16 protein-coding genes are annotated in these 16,717 nt (G+C 62.4%); 7 read left to right on the top strand and 9 right to left on the bottom strand.

The window, feature by feature from the left end; all coding sequences use genetic code 11:
- Nucleotides 1–25: 25 nt before the first annotated feature.
- Genes G8767_RS22715 through G8767_RS22705 form a run of 3 tightly spaced genes read right to left on the bottom strand, consistent with a single transcriptional unit; the run spans nucleotide 26 to nucleotide 2,952 of the window.
- Nucleotides 26–739 carry a glutamine amidotransferase gene (locus G8767_RS22715; protein ID WP_095969627.1) on the bottom strand — a complete coding sequence of 238 codons (714 nt, stop codon included), beginning with the start codon at nucleotides 737–739 and terminating at the stop codon, nucleotides 26–28.
- A complete protein-coding gene (locus G8767_RS22710; RefSeq protein ID WP_003943457.1) occupies nucleotides 732–1,985 on the bottom strand; it encodes a MurT ligase domain-containing protein in 1,254 nt (417 codons plus the stop codon). The genes G8767_RS22715 and G8767_RS22710 overlap by 8 nt, the downstream gene beginning before the upstream one ends.
- Before the next feature lie 25 nt (nucleotides 1,986–2,010).
- Nucleotides 2,011–2,952, bottom strand: a complete 942-nt coding sequence (locus tag G8767_RS22705; protein WP_124566724.1) for an EamA family transporter — start codon at nucleotides 2,950–2,952, stop codon at nucleotides 2,011–2,013.
- Nucleotides 2,953–3,060: 108 nt separating this feature from the next.
- Between G8767_RS22705 and G8767_RS22700 the strand changes: the two genes are divergently transcribed.
- Entirely contained in the window at nucleotides 3,061–3,954 is an 894-nt protein-coding gene (locus G8767_RS22700) for a LysR family transcriptional regulator (RefSeq protein ID WP_166811906.1), read from the top strand.
- A gap of 144 nt (nucleotides 3,955–4,098) precedes the next feature.
- Here the strand turns inward: G8767_RS22700 and G8767_RS22695 are convergent, their stop codons facing one another.
- Both G8767_RS22695 and leuA read right to left on the bottom strand, forming a co-directional pair.
- On the bottom strand, nucleotides 4,099–4,476 hold the full coding sequence (locus G8767_RS22695; RefSeq protein WP_003943489.1) for a PLDc N-terminal domain-containing protein: 378 nt from the start codon (nucleotides 4,474–4,476) through the stop codon (nucleotides 4,099–4,101).
- Nucleotides 4,477–4,725: 249 nt separating this feature from the next.
- Entirely contained in the window at nucleotides 4,726–6,534 is a 1,809-nt protein-coding gene (leuA, locus tag G8767_RS22690; protein WP_095969630.1) for a 2-isopropylmalate synthase, read from the bottom strand.
- Nucleotides 6,535–6,804: 270 nt separating this feature from the next.
- On the opposite strand from leuA, the gene G8767_RS22685 reads away from it, so the two are divergent.
- From G8767_RS22685 to G8767_RS22670, 4 genes are read left to right on the top strand one after another with little or no spacing between them, the layout of a single operon-like run.
- Complete coding sequence (locus G8767_RS22685; RefSeq protein ID WP_166811904.1) at nucleotides 6,805–7,170, top strand: hypothetical protein; 366 nt, start codon at nucleotides 6,805–6,807, stop codon at nucleotides 7,168–7,170.
- Nucleotides 7,170–8,123 (top strand): hypothetical protein, encoded by a 954-nt coding sequence (locus G8767_RS22680; protein WP_166811902.1) that lies wholly within the window; start codon nucleotides 7,170–7,172, stop codon nucleotides 8,121–8,123. Before G8767_RS22685 ends, G8767_RS22680 begins: the two co-directional genes overlap by 1 nt.
- Before the next feature lie 49 nt (nucleotides 8,124–8,172).
- Nucleotides 8,173–9,438, top strand: coding sequence for an aspartate kinase (locus G8767_RS22675; RefSeq protein WP_003943494.1), 1,266 nt, complete (start codon nucleotides 8,173–8,175; stop codon nucleotides 9,436–9,438).
- Between the two features lie 6 nt (nucleotides 9,439–9,444).
- Nucleotides 9,445–10,479, top strand: coding sequence for an aspartate-semialdehyde dehydrogenase (locus G8767_RS22670; protein WP_042447794.1), 1,035 nt, complete (start codon nucleotides 9,445–9,447; stop codon nucleotides 10,477–10,479).
- Between the two features lie 63 nt (nucleotides 10,480–10,542).
- Here the strand turns inward: G8767_RS22670 and G8767_RS22665 are convergent, their stop codons facing one another.
- Nucleotides 10,543–10,884 carry an Imm51 family immunity protein gene (locus G8767_RS22665; RefSeq protein WP_166811900.1) on the bottom strand — a complete coding sequence of 114 codons (342 nt, stop codon included), beginning with the start codon at nucleotides 10,882–10,884 and terminating at the stop codon, nucleotides 10,543–10,545.
- A 44-nt stretch (nucleotides 10,885–10,928) separates the two neighbouring features.
- Nucleotides 10,929–11,570 (bottom strand): TetR/AcrR family transcriptional regulator, encoded by a 642-nt coding sequence (locus tag G8767_RS22660; RefSeq protein ID WP_166811898.1) that lies wholly within the window; start codon nucleotides 11,568–11,570, stop codon nucleotides 10,929–10,931.
- A 159-nt stretch (nucleotides 11,571–11,729) separates the two neighbouring features.
- Between G8767_RS22660 and G8767_RS22655 the strand changes: the two genes are divergently transcribed.
- Nucleotides 11,730–13,511 (top strand): acyl-CoA dehydrogenase, encoded by a 1,782-nt coding sequence (locus G8767_RS22655; RefSeq protein WP_166811896.1) that lies wholly within the window; start codon nucleotides 11,730–11,732, stop codon nucleotides 13,509–13,511.
- A 1-nt stretch (nucleotide 13,512) separates the two neighbouring features.
- The gene (locus tag G8767_RS22650; protein WP_166811894.1) at nucleotides 13,513–14,445 is read left to right on the top strand and encodes an oxygenase MpaB family protein; all 933 of its coding nucleotides are present in this window, start codon (nucleotides 13,513–13,515) and stop codon (nucleotides 14,443–14,445) included.
- An 83-nt stretch (nucleotides 14,446–14,528) separates the two neighbouring features.
- Here G8767_RS22650 and G8767_RS22645 read toward each other — a convergent pair whose 3' ends face one another.
- Nucleotides 14,529–15,851, bottom strand: coding sequence for an HNH endonuclease signature motif containing protein (locus G8767_RS22645; RefSeq protein WP_166811892.1), 1,323 nt, complete (start codon nucleotides 15,849–15,851; stop codon nucleotides 14,529–14,531).
- A gap of 48 nt (nucleotides 15,852–15,899) precedes the next feature.
- The gene (locus G8767_RS22640; protein ID WP_166811890.1) at nucleotides 15,900–16,676 is read right to left on the bottom strand and encodes a TetR/AcrR family transcriptional regulator C-terminal domain-containing protein; all 777 of its coding nucleotides are present in this window, start codon (nucleotides 16,674–16,676) and stop codon (nucleotides 15,900–15,902) included.
- Between the last annotated feature and the right edge of the window lie 41 nt (nucleotides 16,677–16,717).

Here is a 16,717-nt window from a genome sequence, read left to right as displayed (position 1 = left end):
AGTCGTCCGAACGGACGACATGGGCTCAGCGAATTGCGAGTCGCTCCTTGCGGAGCTTGTCGACCTCGGGCAGGTGCAGGGGTTCGAGCTCGTCGACGCCCAAGGCCCGCATGAGCAGGAGGTCCGCGAGTTCCGGGTTACGCGCCAAAGCGGGTCCGTGCATGTACGTCCCGATCACCGAACCCTGCACGACGCCTTCGAATCCGTCACCGACGCCGTTTCCGACGCCGTGGGTGACTCGCGCGAATCCAGAGGCGGAGCTGCCCAGAGTTGTTCCGCCGCGGTGATTCTCGAAACCCGAGAGAGGAGCGGTGAGTCCGTCGATCAACGGTTTCGTGATGACCTCGCCGATGGAACGCTTCTCCTGCGGAGAGGTCGTGACGTCGAGCATCGAGACACCTTCGACGCGTTCGCCACTGGAGGTTTCGTACCAGTTGCCGAGCACTTGAATGGCAGCGCAGATCGCCAGAACCGGTGCACCGCGCTCGGCGGCGCGTTGCAGGCCAGGGTATTTCGCGAGGTGACGTGTCGCGAGTCGCTGAGCGGAATCCTCGGCGCCACCCAACGTGTACACGTCGAGTGAATCCGGGACGGGATCGCTCAAGGTGATGTCCACGATCTCGGCGTCGTAGCCGCGCATCCGCAGGCGCTGACGCAGGATCAGGGCATTGCCGCCGTCTCCGTAGGTGCCCATGACGTCGGGGAGTACCAGACCGATGCGAATTGTCGAGTCAGACATTGCGAGACTCCTTCGCGATGGCGGTGTTGAGATCACGGAAGGCCGTGTAGTTCGCCAGTACCTCCACCCGTCCGGGAGGGCAGGAAGCGATGGCGCGCAACGGATCCGGATCGAGGGTGTGCTCGACGCCTGCGTACGTGAGGCGAACGGCGAGATCGGTTCCGCGTTCGCCGGCGGCCACTACCTTGACGCCTTCGAAGTGCTCGAACTTCACGTCCCACAGCCAGGAGAGGTCCTCGCCGTCCGGCACCTGACCGTTCACCGCGATGACCAGGCCGTCCACCGTGGGATCGATCATCGACAGTGCTTCCTGCCAACCGGCCGGATTCTTCGCGAGCAGCATGTGAACGGAGTGCGGTCCGACCTCGACGGTGCTGTACCGGCCGGCGACTTCCTGGACCGTCGACGCGGCGGCAACTGCCCCGACCGGATCTGCGCCCAAAGCCGCCGCTGCCGCTACGGCCTGAGCGGCGTTACCGCGGTTGGCTTTTCCGGGGAGAGTCAACGTCATCGGAATCTTCAGGCCGTCGGGGCCGTAAAGATTGTCGTCGTCGAGCCACCAGGTCGGCTCGGGCCGCGCGAAGTCGGAACCGGTACTGCGCCAGTGCTTTCCCTCCCACACGATGGGTTCGCCGGTCCGCGGGCAGCTGACGGAATCGCCGGCCCAGCCGCCGCCGGCAGCAACCCACACGACGTTGGTGGCGTCGTATGCCACGGAGGTGACCAGTACGTCGTCGCAGTTGGCGACGATCACCGCGTTCGGATGAGCATTGACGCACGCGCGGAGCTTCCGCTCGATCATGTTGATCTCGCCGACCCGGTCGAGCTGATCGCGGCTGAGATTCAGCAGCACGATCACTTCCGGGTTCACGGCGTCGGCTACGTGGGGGACGTGCAGCTCGTCGACCTCGAGTGCTGCCAGCGTCGCGTCCGTACGCGCAGCCAGAGCGGCCACGATCCCGGCATCCATGTTGGCGCCGTCGGCCTGCGTGGCGACGTCACCGAGCGTCGCGAGCGCTGCGGCGGTCATACGCGTGGTCGTCGACTTGCCGTTGGTGCCTGTGACCACGACGGTGCGCTTGCCGCGTCCGAGTTGAGTCATGAGCGTCGGGTCGATCTTGAGGGCGATCAACCCGCCGATCATCGAACCCTTGCCGCGCCCGGCCTTCTGCGATGCCCAAGATGCTGCTGCGGCAGCTCGCATGGCGAGCTTTCCGCGCGCTGTGATCGATAGTCCAGTTCCCACGGCCCGAGTTTGGCACAGGGGGTCGTCAGACGCCGAGTCGCGCCGGTGGTGAGGCTGCAGGTGTGTCCGAGAAAACAGTGCCGGCGGGTTTGCGCCTCATCTGCGCGGCACTCGCTCCGGCAATCACGATGACTGCCCCGACCAGTGACAACGGGCTCGGATCCTCGTGCAGGAACAACCAGGACGCGCCGATACCCACAACCGGCACCAGCAAGGAGAGCGGAGCCACCATGCCGGCGGGATAGCGTCCCATGAGCATCGTCCAGAGCCCGGATCCGGCGATGGTGCCGAGCAGAATGATGTAGGCCAACCCGACCAGTGACGGCCAGGCGTCGGCGCTGAACGCGGTGCCGAGTGCGTGCCAGCCGACAGTGGGGCCTTCGACCACCGCGGACAGGGCGAGCATCGGCAACGGCGGGATGACGCACATCCACAACATCAAGCGCATCGGTGCGGGCTCGCCGACGGTGTTCGCCGCGGCCAAACGGCTGCCGAGATTACCGAACGCCCAGGACAGACCGCCGAGGAGCGTCAGGATGACGGGCAGCAGTGCCGCGTGGTGTGAACGGTCCCAGCCGATCAAGGACATCCCGGCAACGGCGACGGCGATCCCGGAGACCTGCCAGACGCTGAGCTTCTCGCGGAGCAGAAACGCGCCGAGTACGACGGTGAACGGCGCTGACGACTGCAGAACCAGTGATGCAAGACCCGTCGGCATCCCCGAGTGCATCGCCCAGAAGAGGAAGACGAACTGGCCGAATCCGAAACCGAATCCGTAGAGCAGCAGCCAACGGAGCGGTACCTGCGGACGCGGCACGAAGACGACCACCGGAATTGCGATGATCAGAAACCGGAGCGCAGCGAAGAAGAACGGTGGGAAATGATCCAGGCCGACACGAATGGCCAGGAAGTTCAGACCCCACAAGACGATCACGGTCAGGCCGAGGAGACGGTCGCGGGGAGTCATGACGTTAATCGTGAGCCGTACAAAGCATCAGAACAAGCGAATATAGATGCACTATCCATGTAGTTTTGCTACATGAATCCAGGGCGCTGCAAAGAAGCTGGTCACTAGATGGACGCCACACGTTTGCGAATCCTCCGCGAGCTCGCCGATCGAGGAACTGTCGGTGCCACTGCTCTCGCTCTGTCGATGACGCCGTCAGCGGTCTCGCAACAACTCAAGATCCTCGGACGAGAAGCGGGGGTCTCGCTCCTCGAACCGGACGGGCGCACGCTGCGCCTCACCGACGCGGGCCGAGCGCTGGTACTTCGCGCCGACGACGTGGTGGCGGCTCTCGACCGGGCAGCGGACGAGATGGCGTCGTACCGAGGCTCGCCGCGCGGCAAGGTGCGAGTCGCGTTCTTTCCTTCCGGTGCGGCACTCCTGCTGCCCGGTGTCCTGACGGCGCTGAAGAACTCGGATGTGGACATCGACGCCTACGACGTCGACAAACCGGCGTCGGCCGTCCCTGGGCTGTTGGCCGATCACGACGTGATCCTCACTCACCGTGACGAACGCGGAGCCGGGACGTCGTTTCCCCGGGTCAGCGTGCAACCGCTGATGCGTGAACCGATCGATCTGGTGCTGCGGCCTGATCATCCACTCGCCGAGCAGGATTCGGTTCGGTTGGAACAATTGGCCGACGAGAACTGGATCAGCGTGCGCGGCGGGTTTCCGGTCGACGACGTTCTGTTGTCGGTTGCGTCCGTTACCGGCGTCCAGCCTCGCGTCGCTCATCGGATAAACGATTTCCGCGTCATCGAAGAACTCGTGGCGGCCGGTCACGGCGTGGCTTTGATGCCGCGTTACGCCATCACGCATCCCGGAGTGTCGAGGAAACCGGTGGCGGGAGTGCGCGCTGCCCGCGTTTATGAATTGGCAACTCGGTTACATGCCAACCGCAGTCCGGCGGTCGGAGTGGTTCTCGACGCTTTTCGCGACGTCGCGCGTGCTGTTGGTGAATGAAGGGCTGTTGGTGATGGAGGGCTGTTGGTGAATGAACGGCTGTTGGTGAATGAACACAAAACGGGAGCGACACGATTAGTGTCGCTCCCGCTTCGGTAGTGAAATCCTCACGGATTGGTGAGGGCCGCTTAGTGAGGGCCGGTATCAGGCGAGAGCCTTGGCCTTCAGTGCTGCGAATTCTTCTTCGCTGATGGTTCCGGCGTCGAGAAGGGCCTTTGCATCTGCGATGGATTCGGCCGGGGACTTTCCGGCAACCTCACGGATGTAGCTGTCCTGTGCGTTCTTGACCTGCTGCGCAGCCTCGAGGGACCGCTGTGCCATTCCGTCGCTGCGAACGATCAGGTAGACGAGCGAGGTGAGCAGCGGAATGAAGAACAGGAAGACAATCCAGATTGCCTTCACCCATCCGGAGGTCTTGTGATCGCGGAACAGGTCGGTGATGATCGAGAAGAGCAGGATCAGGTACGCGATGAACGCGAAGCTGATGATGATCAGCCAGAGGAAGTCCCAAAAGGAATCCATTGTCGAGCTCCATTTCACAAGTCGGATTTGTCTGAGCTGACTATCTCACGCGCACGTGGCGTCTGCATCATCCTCGATGGGTGAATTCTTTTTGTTAACTTCGCTAACCGACTCTTTCGGGACCAATGTCATGTGGAATCGAAATCATGAAGCGATAGTCTTCAGCGCCCTGAAAACGACCCTGGTCTCACCCGAAAATCGGGTGAGACCAGGGTTTGTTCAGAAGCAGGGTTTATCAGGCGTTGAGTGTCAGCTGGCGCGGTTCACTGCCGAGACCACGGCACGCAGCGACGCTGTCGTGATCGACGTGGCGATACCCACACCCCAGACGACGGTGCTCTGACCGTCCGGGCCGGTCACGGCGCACTCGACGTAGGCCGCGGCCTGGGCGTCGTCACCGGCGGACATCGCGTGCTCGGAGTAGTCGAGGACACGGACGTCGAAATTGATGCTTCCCAGCGCGTCGACGAAGGCAGCGAGCGGGCCGTTACCGGTACCCGAGATCTCCTGCTCCTTGCCGTTCACCTTGACGATCGCGGTGATCGCGTCGGTGCCGCCGTCTTCCTCGGACGCGGTGACCTTCTGCTTCATGCGCTCGAGCGGGGTGATGGGGGCGAGGTACTCCTCGTGGAATACGTCCCACATTTCCTTCGGCGAGACCTCGCCGCCCTCGCCGTCGGTGATCTTCTGGACCGACTGCGAGAACTCGACCTGCAGACGACGCGGCAGCACCAGACCGTGATCGGCCTTCATGATGTACGCGACGCCGCCCTTGCCGGACTGCGAGTTCACGCGGATGACGGCCTCGTAGCTGCGGCCGACGTCCTTCGGGTCGATCGGCAGGTAGGGGACCTGCCAGAGAATGTCGTCGACGTCGGAGTCCTGGCTGTCGGCGTCGACCTTCATGGCGTCGAGGCCCTTGTTGATCGCGTCCTGGTGGCTGCCGGAGAACGCGGTGTAGACCAGGTCGCCGCCGTACGGATGACGCTCGTGGACGGGCAGCTGGTTGCAGTACTCGACCGTGCGACGGATCTCGTCGATGTTCGAGAAATCGATCTGCGGGTCGACGCCGCGCGTGAACATGTTCAGAGCGAGGGTCACGAGGCAGACGTTGCCGGTGCGCTCGCCGTTGCCGAACAGGCAGCCTTCGATGCGGTCTGCGCCGGCCTGGTAGCCCAGTTCGGCTGCAGCGACGCCGGTGCCGCGGTCGTTGTGGGGGTGCAGCGACAGGATGACCGAATCGCGGCGAGCCAGGTTGCGGTGCATCCACTCGATGGAGTCGGCGTACACGTTGGGTGTTGCCATCTCGACGGTGGCGGGCAGGTTCAGAATGACCGGGTTGGCAGGCGTCGCACCCAGGGTTTCGGTGACGGCGTCACATACTTCCTTGGCGTACTCGAGCTCGGTACCGGTGTAGGACTCGGGCGAGTACTCCCAGCGCCAGTTGGTGTCCGGGTACTTCTTCGACTCGGCCAGGACCAGTTCGGCGGCGTCGGTGGCGATCTTCTTGATCGTGTCCTTGTCGGCGCGGAACACGACGCGGCGCTGCAGGATCGAGGTGGAGTTGTAGAAGTGCACGATCGCGTTCTCGGCACCTTCACACGCCTCGAAGGTTCGCTTGATCAGTTCGGGACGCGACTGCGTCAGCACCTGGATGGTGACGTCGGACGGGATCGCGCCGTCTTCGATGATCTCGCGAACGAAATCGAAGTCCGTCTGGCTCGCGGACGGGAAGCCGACCTCGATCTCCTTGTAGCCCATACGAACCAGGAGATCGAACATACGACGCTTGCGTGCCGGGCTCATCGGATCGATCAGTGCCTGGTTGCCGTCGCGCAGGTCAACGGCACACCACTGCGGTGCTCGGTCGATGATCTTGTCCGGCCAGGTGCGGTCGGGCAGCGTGACCGTCTCGACCTCTTCGGCGAACGGGCGGTAGCGGAACGTCGGCATCGACGAGTTCTTCTGCGTGTTCCACGCAGGCTGGTCGGAAGGTGCCGGCTTCGTGGGCGGGGTGATGGTGCGAGTGCCGGTGGTGAATGCGTCAGCGGGGGACATGGGTGTGATCTCCAGGATTGTGGACCCGGCCTGTTGACCTGTTGGTCAAGACCATGAGTCCGGAAGGCTTGGTCGACCGGCGCACAAAAACCCCGCGGCGGGAGGCCAGTCTGGATCAGACCCCGTCGCGGCAACCAAGAAGGAGTGCGCGCTGCATGCAGAGCACTCTACTCCTGGATTTCGGGAGAAATCGGTGGGGTTCGCCCTCATGTCCAATTTGTCGCCGAATTGTGCTGCCGTTTCGGCCCCGAAAATGGTGGACTGTCGTCCATGGATCCCCGAATCGCCGTGGCGAGCACGTACCTCGACGCGCTCCGCAGCCACGATGGCAGTTCCGTACCGCTGGCTCCGGGCGCGGTTCGTCACGAGGTCGGGCTGAAGACCGGGTTTTCGGGGAATCATTTGCGGCGCAGCCTTTCCGGAGGTCCTCAGTATCGCGTGATCCGCGACATTCGTGAGGTGGAGTGGACGGTCGACGGGGACGACCTGACGGCTGACTACCTCCTTGACGCCGGGTTGTTCGGGCGGAACCTGATGACCGTTCGGGTTACCGAGACCTTCCGGATACCCGCTGACGATCACCGCATTCACCACATCACCGCGAAGATTCGACCGGCGCGCGCCAAGCACACGTGATGCGCTCGATCCGCTGGATCGTCTGTTCACTGCTGATCGTTCTCGCTGGTCTCGGTTCTGCCGGCTCGGTGCTCGCGCTGTTCGTCCACACCCAGGTGAACGACACCGACAGCTACGTCGAGACGGTTGCCCCGTTGGCCGCCGACCCCGCTGTCCAATCGGCGGTCGTCGACCGGCTGACCGAGGAATTGACGCAGCGGTTGGACAGATTTCCGCAGGTGGTGACGAGACAAGCCGAGAGACTCGTTCGCGAGGCCGCTCAGTCGTTGGTCTCGAGCGATCAGTTCGCGACGCTCTGGACCGCAGCCAACCGACAGGCTCACGCGCAACTTGCCGCGATGGTGACCGGCCGAGCCACCGACGGCATCGTTCGCGCCGACGACAGCGGAACGGTCACCCTCTCCCTCGAACCGATCATGACGGAACTGCGAACGAACCTCCGCGATCGCGGATTCACCGTGGTCGATCGCCTCCCGACCTTCGATCCTCAGTTCGAGATCGTGCAATCCGACGAGTTGGTGCGGGCTCAGGACTTCTCGGACACTCTCGACCGAGCAGCGGCCTGGCTGCCGTGGGCTTCGGTGGCCTGCGCGATTGCGGCCGTCGCGGTTGCGCCGGGGCGAATGCGCGCGCTGTCCCTGGTCGGGCTGGCGACGGCGGTGGCGATGATCGCCCTGTTGGTGGCGCTGGCCGTCGTGCGCCGGGTCTATTTACAGAATTCAGACATACCGTCGTCCGAGGCGGCAGTCGCGGTGTACGACGCGCTGGCAGTTTCCCTGATCAGCAGTATCCGCATGCTTCTCGCCTGCGGAGTTGCCGTCGCGGTGGTCGGTTACGTTGCCGGTGGTTCGCGTTCTGCGACATTGATGCGAGCGCGGATCTCGCAACTGATCCCGCGCGGATCTGAGGCGAACAGCAGTACGCATCGGGAAGTCCCAGGACCACCTCGGTAAGCTCGACCTCTGGTATCTGTAAACAATTTCGACCTGGAGGTAGAAACGCGTGGCTCTCGTCGTCCAGAAGTACGGCGGATCCTCGGTGGCAACCGCCGAGCGCATCCGACGAGTCGCTGAACGGATCGTCGAGACCAAGAAGGCCGGCAATGATGTCGTCGTCGTGGTGTCAGCGATGGGCGATACCACCGATGAGCTGCTCGATCTGGCTCAGCAGGTGTGCCCTTCCCCGCCGGCCCGTGAAATGGACATGTTGCTGACCTCGGGTGAGCGCATCTCCAACTCCTTGGTAGCGATGGCAATTCACTCCCTCGGCGCCGAAGCTCGTTCGTTCTCGGGCTCACAAGCCGGAGTCATCACGACCGGCAGCCACGGAAACGCCAAGATCATCGACGTCACGCCCGGCCGTGTTCGCACTGCGCTCGACGAAGGCTCGATCGTTCTGGTCGCCGGATTCCAAGGCGTCAGCCAGGACAGCAAGGACATCACGACGCTCGGACGCGGTGGCTCCGACACCACTGCCGTGGCGTTGGCAGCTGCACTCAACGCTGACGTCTGCGAGATCTACACCGACGTCGACGGCGTTTTCTCCGCCGATCCGCGCATCGTCCCCGACGCTCACCGCCTCGAGACGGTTTCCTTCGAGGAAATGCTCGAACTCGCAGCGTGTGGCGCCAAGGTGCTCATGCTCCGGTGCGTCGAGTACGCCCGTCGTTACAACGTGCCTGTGCACGTCCGTTCGTCATACACCACCAAGCCCGGAACAATCGTGTCCGGATCGATGGAGGACATTCCTGTGGAAGAGGCCCTGATCACCGGAGTCGCGCACGATCGCGGCGAAGCCAAGATCACCGTTGTCGGATTGCCGGACACACCGGGACACGCTGCCAAGGTGTTCCGCGCAGTTTCCGATGCCGAGATCAACATCGACATGGTGCTGCAGAACATCTCCAAGGTGGAGACCAACAAGACGGACATCACCTTCACGCTTCCGACGGCCGACGGCCCCCGCGCCGTCGAGATCCTGACCAAGCGCCAGGAAGACATCGGCTTCACCCAGATCTTGTTCGACGACCACATCGGCAAGGTTTCCCTGGTCGGCGCCGGAATGCGGAGCCACCCGGGCGTCACCGCCACGTTCTGCGAGGCGCTGGCCAAGGCCGACATCAACATCGACCTCATCTCGACCTCTGAGATTCGCATCTCAGTGCTGGTCAAGGACACCGAATTGGACGACGCTGTACGTGTCATCCACGACGCTTTCGGGCTCGGTGGCGAAGAAGAAGCAGTAGTACACGCTGGAACGGGACGGTAATTTCTCATGACGACTATCGCTGTTGTCGGTGCGACCGGTCAGGTCGGCATCGTCATGCGCACTTTGCTCGAAGAGCGGAACTTCCCCGCGGACAAGGTGCGGTTCTTCGCATCTGCACGCTCCGCCGGTAAGAAGCTGCCCTTCCGCGGCGAAGAGATCATCGTCGAGGATGCGGCCGCCACATCGGATGAGGACCTGAAGGGCATCGACATCGCCCTCTTCTCCGCCGGTGCGACGCTCTCGCGCGCCCAGGCTCCGCGCTTCGCTGCTGCCGGAGCAACGGTTGTCGACAACTCTTCGGCATGGCGTAAGGATCCCGAGGTTCCCCTCGTGGTCAGCGAGGTCAACCCGCAGGACACGAAGAACCTGGTCAAGGGCATCATCGCGAACCCCAACTGCACCACCATGGCAGCGATGCCGGTGCTCAAGGTTCTGCACGACGAAGCCGGTCTGCAGCGTCTGATCGTCTCCAGCTACCAGGCTGTGTCCGGTAGCGGCATCGCCGGCGTCGAAGAACTCCTCGGCCAGGTGCGCGCCGTTGTCGGTGACGCCGAGAAGCTGGTTCACGACGGAAGTGCCGTCGACTTCCCGGCCCCGAACAACTACGTCGCCCCCATCGCGTTCAACGTTCTGCCGTTGGCCGGTTCGCTGGTCGACGACGGAAGCGGCGAGACCGACGAGGATCAGAAGCTCCGCAACGAGAGCCGCAAGATCCTCGGACTTCCTGATCTGCTGGTTTCGGGCACGTGCGTGCGCGTTCCCGTCGTGACTGGGCACTCGCTCGCGATCAACGCAGAGTTCGCCAACCCGCTCTCTGTTGCTCGCGCCAAGGAAATCCTCGCCGACGCTCCGGGCGTCGAGCTGGTCGAGGTTCCGACGCCGCTGGCCGCTGCCGGTGGCAACGCGTCGCTGGTCGGTCGTATCCGTCAGGATCCGGGTGTCCCGGAGGGCCGCGGACTCGCGCTCTTCGTTTCGGGTGACAACCTGCGTAAGGGTGCCGCGCTCAACACCATTCAGATTGCCGAGCTGTTGGTCGGCTAGATCTTTCGTTCGGTACCGGCCCCGCACCTAGGTGCGGGGCCGGTGTCGTTTTGCTGGTGGGTATCAGTCGAGTTCGGAGATCGCGACCAGGCCGCCGAGGTAGTCTGCATCCGAATACGCTTTGGCGAGAAGCGCTCCGAGTTCACCGAGAGCTTCGTTGTCGCCGCCGTACGCAACGAACATGCCGGCTTCGGGATCGGTGCCGAATCGACCTTCCAGATGCGGTGCATCCCGACCCGCCACTGCATGGGCCACCGAAGCCCAGTCGTAGCCGGAACCTTCGAAGCCTTCTACCTGCTCGAATACCGCTGCAACCTTGCCGAAGTGCTGGTCGGTGAGCATCAGCGACCAGTTTCCGGGAGACGTTTCGAAAAGCTGCAGCGGTTCGATCGATGGTGATGTCATGCGTGTATTGAAGCAGATCCGACCGACAGGTTTCGGGTCTCTGTCTAACGGCCTACCGACTGTGCGAGAGCCACGGCGAAGCTGGAAAGCCGTTCTCGGGTATAGGTTTCGGGGTCGCTGACCGCCAACCGTCCAAGCATTTCGGCAAACGACATCATGGTGTGTGCGAGGAGAACCGGATCAAGGCCTTCGAGCTTCGGTTCGAGTGCAATCCCTGCACGGGCCAGTTCTTCGGCGCGGGCGAAAACAGCTCCGCGAGAGAGTTTCAACAAGCCGTGATACTCGCTGGGGGCGTTCTCGACAGACGTCAGAATCAGGCGCCAGCGCGTCGGGTTCTCGAGTACGGCGTCGACGAAGGCGCCAACGGTCCCGGTGTACGACGCCGCTGGGCCGAGCTCGCTCAGATCAGTCGGCATGGTTTCGAGCACCTGAGCGATGGCTCGCTCGTGCTCGCGGCGCAGGAGTGCGGCGACGAGATCGGTCCTGGTATCGAAAATCGTGTAGAGGACGGGCTTGCCGACGCCGGCTTCGGCGGCAACTGATTCCATGCTGAGGTTGTGCAGGCCAACACGGCCGGTGACCTCGAATGCTGCGTCGAGGAGCTGTTCGCGTCGTTGCTGGGGCGCCATACGAGGGGCGTATTTGCGTCGCGGTGTATCCGTTGCGTCAGCTTGTGACCTGGTCATCGTGTGCCTCACCTCCGCTCCCACCCTAATCTGCCTGCCACTTCCTCGTGAATCATACGCAACCGTTGTATTCGAGGTCTGCAATTGTTACGGTGGCGTTGTATTCGAAGAGGCGGTCAGTGAGGCGCCTCTGCCGAGATCTCTAGGAGAACAACCGCGATGACAGCGCCGACCTCTTCAGTGCCGAATGATCTGTTGCTCCATCCCTCTACATACGATCGGCCGGAATTCGACGCGACCACGCGGAGACTGCTGGGTGCGACCGTCGACTGGTTCGAGGCGCGTGGAAAGAATCGACTTCTGGCCGACTATCACGACAAGACCTTCTACTCCGACTTCCTCGACTTCGCGGCAAAGGAAGGCCTGTTCGCGACTTTCCTGACGCCCGCCCGCGACAGTAGCGGTGACTCCGACAAGCGCTGGGATACCAGCCGTATCGCCGCGTTGTCCGAGATTCTCGGTTTCTACGGACTCAACTACTGGTACCCGTGGCAGGTGACCATTCTCGGGCTCGGGCCGGTGTGGCAGAGCGACAACGAGACTGCAAGGGCGCGAGCAGCTTCCGCTTTGGCTTCCGGAGGCGTTGCAGCATTCGGATTGTCCGAGAAAGAGCATGGCGCCGACGTCTACTCCACCGACATGGTGTTGACGCCCAACGGCAGCGGCGGGTACCTGGCCAGCGGTTCGAAGTACTACATCGGAAATGGCAACTGCGCCAACACGATCTCCGTCTTCGGTCGTGTCGACGGAGTGGAGGGTGCCGATCAGTACGTCTTCTTCTACGCCGACTCGGAGCATCCGGCATTCACCGTGGCGAAGAACATCGTTCCGGCGCAGATGTACGTAGCGGAGTTCTCACTCACCGACTATCCCGTTGCAGCAGAAGATATTCTGCATACCGGTGAGGCAGCATTCAGTGCCGCACTCAACACCGTGAACATCGGAAAATTCAATCTCTGCTTCGGCGGAATCGGTATGTCGACGCATGCCTTGTACGAGACGATCACCCACGCGCACAATCGAATCTTGTTCGGCAATCCCGTCACGGCTTTCCCACACGTACGACGTGAATTCGTCGACGCGTACGCGCGCCTGCTGGCGATGAGGCTCTTCTCGGATCGCGCGGTGGACTACTTCCGCACCGCATCGCCCGAGGACCGCCGCTACCTCTTGTTCAACCCCGTCACCAAGATGAAGGTGACAACCGAAGCACAGAAGGTGATCGGACTGCTTTCCGACATCGCTGCGGCAAAGGGCTTCGAGAAGGACAGCTACCTCGCGGTGGCCAAGATGGATGTCGACGGGTTGCCCAAGCTTGAAGGAACCGTCGCAGTCAACCTCGCGCTCATTGCAAAGTTCATGCCGGCGTACCTCTTTGCCCCTGAGTCATTTCCGGCGGTTCCGACGCGCAATGACGCAGCCGACGACGAATTCCTGTTCCGCCAGGGCCCGGCACGGGGGTTGTCGAAGGTTCGATTCGACGACTGGCGAGCGGTGTACGCGAAGTTCGTGGATGTTCCCAACGTCGCGTTGTTCGTCGAGCAGGCAGAAGCGCTCGTGACCCTCCTTGCCGAAGCTGCACCGGATGCGGCGCAGCAGGTCGACTTGGACTTCGGCCTGGCGATTACCGAACTCTTCACTCTCGTCGTCTACGGCCAGTTAATCCTCGAACAAGCTGAGATCTTGGGATTGGACGAGGGACAGCAGAATGGTGGAGTGGTGGATCAGATCTTCGATGTCCTGGTCCGCGACTTCAGTGCTGCAGCGGTTGAGTTGTACGGAAAACCCAGCGCCAGTGACGATCAGCAACGGTTGGCTCTCGCGTCTATTCGCCGCCCAGCGTTTGCGGCCGAGCGATTCGAGTACGTCTGGCAGCAGGTAGTCGCTTTGTCTGGTGCCTACGAAATGAACGGTGACGGCGGATTGAACGGGGAGGAATGAAATGTCTGAACTGACGATGAATCGACCGCGTGAGGATTACGGTTTCTTCGGCCCAGGATCACCTAGTTGGAAGATATGGGCGGCGCCGACAGCACTGATCGGTTTCCAGCGATCAGTGGTGCTCGAACACTTCGACCCCTTCCTTGCTGCCGCAGTGGCAGATATGAGCGGGATCTACAGCGATCCTGCCGGGCGGCTCGACCGAACCTTGGCGTACTTCCTCACCGTCGCCACTGCCGACGGGCGGACGGCACTGGCGTTGTCCGACCATCTCATGACGGTTCATGCTCAGGCCACGGGTATCGAACCGATCACCGGAACTCGTTACAGTGCAAACAATCCGGCGTCACAGCTGTGGATCCACGTGACCGGTTGGCATTCGGTGCTCAAGTGCTACGAGATGTACGGGCCGGGCCCTCTCTCCACCGTCGAAGAGCAGCGGTACTGGGAAGAATGCGTGATCGCTGCCGAACTGCAGACATGCAAAGCGTCCGACGTTCCGCGCTCCCGAGATGAGGTACGGGAGTACTTCGCTGAAGTCAGGCCCAGATTGTGTACCTCCGAGCGTGCCAACCGCGCGATGCACTACTTGCTGAGAACACCAAGAGCGCAGGGGAAGACGAAGTTCGCGACATTCAGCCGACTCGTCGCGCCGGCAACTATCGCGACATTGCCCGGCTGGATGCGAACGATGGGTGGGTTCGATCAACCCGCGTTGTTGGACAAGGCGATTGCGCCCGCGGTGCGAGCTGCGGTACGAGTGGGTAGTTCGCCGAAAAATATGACCACAGCTCTGAAAGTCATTGCGCCGATGACCGGCAAGGTGTTGGAGCGCCACCTGCGCGACGAGCAACCCCTCGACCCGAGGGTTGTCACCCCGGCCGAGATTCGGGAGCGATTCCCGCGAGGGGCCATGGTTCCGCAGGCGGTCTGACGGAATCCACGGCTTTAGGCACCGCATCGAGGGCTTCTTTGATGCGGTGCTCGGCCGTGTTCTGTTGTGCCTGAGGTTCGTCCTCAGGTTTTGAAGGTGGTGTTCGCCGGCCGCGGGTGCCGCTGCGGGTCGATCGAGGGCGGTGGGATGAACCAGGGTTTGTTGTCGATGCCGATCCGGATTTCCCATTTGCCGACGAACTCGGATTTGCGGTGCATCAGGCGGTGATGTGAACGGCACAGCAGGACCAGGTTGTTCATCACGGTCGGGCCGCCGTTGGCCCAGTGCCGGATGTGGTGGGCATCGGTCCAGGCGGGCACGCATGTGCATCCGGGGAATGCGCAGCCTTTGTCTCGGGCGATCAGGGCGACGCGTTGTTCGGCGCTGACCAACCGTTTCCCTGGTTTCGCATCGAGCGGTGCGCCGTGATCGTCGAGCAGAACGGTTGACAGGAAGCAGTCGCACCCGAGAAGTCTGGTCTGCGAGATCGAGAGTGGTCCGAGCCAGGGCATGTGCCCGACATCGAGATCCGACAGATCTAGATCGGGTGAGCCTTCCTCGTCGACATCAGTGGCAGCGGAAGATGCGGCGCAGTCGCGGTGCTCGGCCAGATCCCGGGCGTTGATGTGCACGTTCACGTGCGGCCGCTGACCACCATCCATGCCGGTCTTGGCGCAGTCGAGGTAGCGGCGGATCAGTTCGGTGAACCCGTCCGCGGTCCGCTTCGCCGCCGACCGGGCATCCGGGGTTCCATCGGGTGCCGGGGTCGGCATCGTCAGATTCGACAGGGCGGAGAGCAGCATTTCGCCGGTGAGGGCGTCGAAATCGCCACGCACCACCACCCGACCGTTCAGCGTCGAGGCGATCCTCAACTCGTTGCGGTCGACGTCTTCGGCGGGTGGAATTTCATCGGATTCGAAGATTCGCTCCAATGTCGCGATGACGTTCCGCACCTTCGTCGTCGTTGCTTCCACTCCCGAGGCGGCAGCCAACAACAAATCGATGCAGCGAGGCAACGCTTCGTCCGGCATCCCCTTCGGAGGCGACTCACAAAACGAGACGATCAACGCCGCATGCTCGAACGAACAATCCCCGCAATCGAACCCCACCGCCACCGCAGGGAATGCGCGAAGAGCCGCGCCGAGGGCGGCGATCTTCTTCCCGTCCCGAACTTGCAGCATCGTGTTCGCTGCCAACCACGCGCCGACTCCGCGGCTGGCGATCACCTGATCATCCGGGCGCAACGACAGCTCGTCGACCACCGCCACCCGAACGGCTTCCAGACGCAGGATCTCCGCGCTCGTCTCGATAGCAGCAGCACGCAATTCCGCAGCAGACAACTGCCACAGGCGTCCGCGTAACCCCACCGCAGAACCCGAAACCACTTCCGACAGATAGACACTCATTGAATCCCCCGATCCCCACCCTAAACAATACTCGAACATGCGTTCGAGTCAAGAGTGTTTTCGAATCTGCGATTCGATCCCGTCGAGGAGGATTTGGAGGCCCTGAATAAACGACTCCTCGGCTTCTCGTTCGAGATAGAAGTCGCCGCCGAGTGTTGGCGGGGCCTCCCGACCCAACTGCATCGTGTGGGGGAAGCGGTCTGCGAAGTCTGGTGCAGCAGCGGTCAGTGCAGCAGAAGACTGTGCCCACCAATGTGACTCGGATTCTCCAATCGTCGATGCGCTCCGGATCTCGGCCAGGGTCCGCGCGGATCCTCGGATGAAATGGAAAAGCATGCTCACCGATCTGCGAATGGTCGGAGAATCGAGACCTGTGGAGTAGAGGATGGACAGGAGCGATTCGAGTCCGGCTTGCTCGCGCGGACCGAGGACAGGGCGCGCCAACGAGACGTCCAATGTCCACGGATGGCGTGTGTGTAGGGCGAAAAGTGTGGCAGCCCAGTCGGACAGCGAAATGCGCCAGTTACCGGTGCCTTTGATCGTAGGTTGTTCGGCATGAACCCTGTCGTACATCAGGTCGAGCAACTCGTCCTTTCCTGGGACATACGTGTACAGCGACATTGCGGTGCGTCCGAGATGCTCGCCGAGCATGCGCATCGACAACGGTGTCGTGGGGTTGGCGTCGGCGACTTCGATTGCGGCGTCGACTACCGTGTCCGTTGACAGGGCGGGTTTCGGTCCTCGCCGTCCGGAAGGCGCCTCGGTACGGCGCCACAGAAGTGAAATCGTGCGTGCGATATCGCGTCGGCCTGCCTGTTTGTTCATCTTGTCGCTTTCGTGGAGTCGCGCTACTCTTAATTACTTTA

Source organism: Rhodococcus sp. IC4_135, assembly GCF_011602025.1.
Classification (GTDB): Bacteria; Actinomycetota; Actinomycetes; order Mycobacteriales; family Mycobacteriaceae; genus Rhodococcus_F; species Rhodococcus_F baikonurensis.
Note: the sequence above shows the minus strand (reverse complement) of the source record. Positions and strands in the feature narration are given on the sequence as shown.

Coding starts and splice junctions, on each gene's coding strand:
- G8767_RS22645 (WP_166811892.1), bottom strand. CDS start 15,851: ATGAGTGTCTATCTGTCGGAAGTGGTTTCGGGTTCTGCGGTGGGGTTA.
- G8767_RS22660 (WP_166811898.1), bottom strand. CDS start 11,570: ATGACCAGGTCACAAGCTGACGCAACGGATACACCGCGACGCAAATAC.
- leuA (WP_095969630.1), bottom strand. CDS start 6,534: ATGTCCCCCGCTGACGCATTCACCACCGGCACTCGCACCATCACCCCG.
- G8767_RS22685 (WP_166811904.1), top strand. CDS start 6,805: ATGGATCCCCGAATCGCCGTGGCGAGCACGTACCTCGACGCGCTCCGC.
- G8767_RS22650 (WP_166811894.1), top strand. CDS start 13,513: ATGTCTGAACTGACGATGAATCGACCGCGTGAGGATTACGGTTTCTTC.
- G8767_RS22670 (WP_042447794.1), top strand. CDS start 9,445: ATGACGACTATCGCTGTTGTCGGTGCGACCGGTCAGGTCGGCATCGTC.
- G8767_RS22695 (WP_003943489.1), bottom strand. CDS start 4,476: ATGGATTCCTTTTGGGACTTCCTCTGGCTGATCATCATCAGCTTCGCG.
- G8767_RS22665 (WP_166811900.1), bottom strand. CDS start 10,884: ATGACATCACCATCGATCGAACCGCTGCAGCTTTTCGAAACGTCTCCC.
- G8767_RS22700 (WP_166811906.1), top strand. CDS start 3,061: ATGGACGCCACACGTTTGCGAATCCTCCGCGAGCTCGCCGATCGAGGA.
- G8767_RS22680 (WP_166811902.1), top strand. CDS start 7,170: ATGCGCTCGATCCGCTGGATCGTCTGTTCACTGCTGATCGTTCTCGCT.
- G8767_RS22705 (WP_124566724.1), bottom strand. CDS start 2,952: ATGACTCCCCGCGACCGTCTCCTCGGCCTGACCGTGATCGTCTTGTGG.
- G8767_RS22640 (WP_166811890.1), bottom strand. CDS start 16,676: ATGAACAAACAGGCAGGCCGACGCGATATCGCACGCACGATTTCACTT.
- G8767_RS22655 (WP_166811896.1), top strand. CDS start 11,730: ATGACAGCGCCGACCTCTTCAGTGCCGAATGATCTGTTGCTCCATCCC.
- G8767_RS22715 (WP_095969627.1), bottom strand. CDS start 739: ATGTCTGACTCGACAATTCGCATCGGTCTGGTACTCCCCGACGTCATG.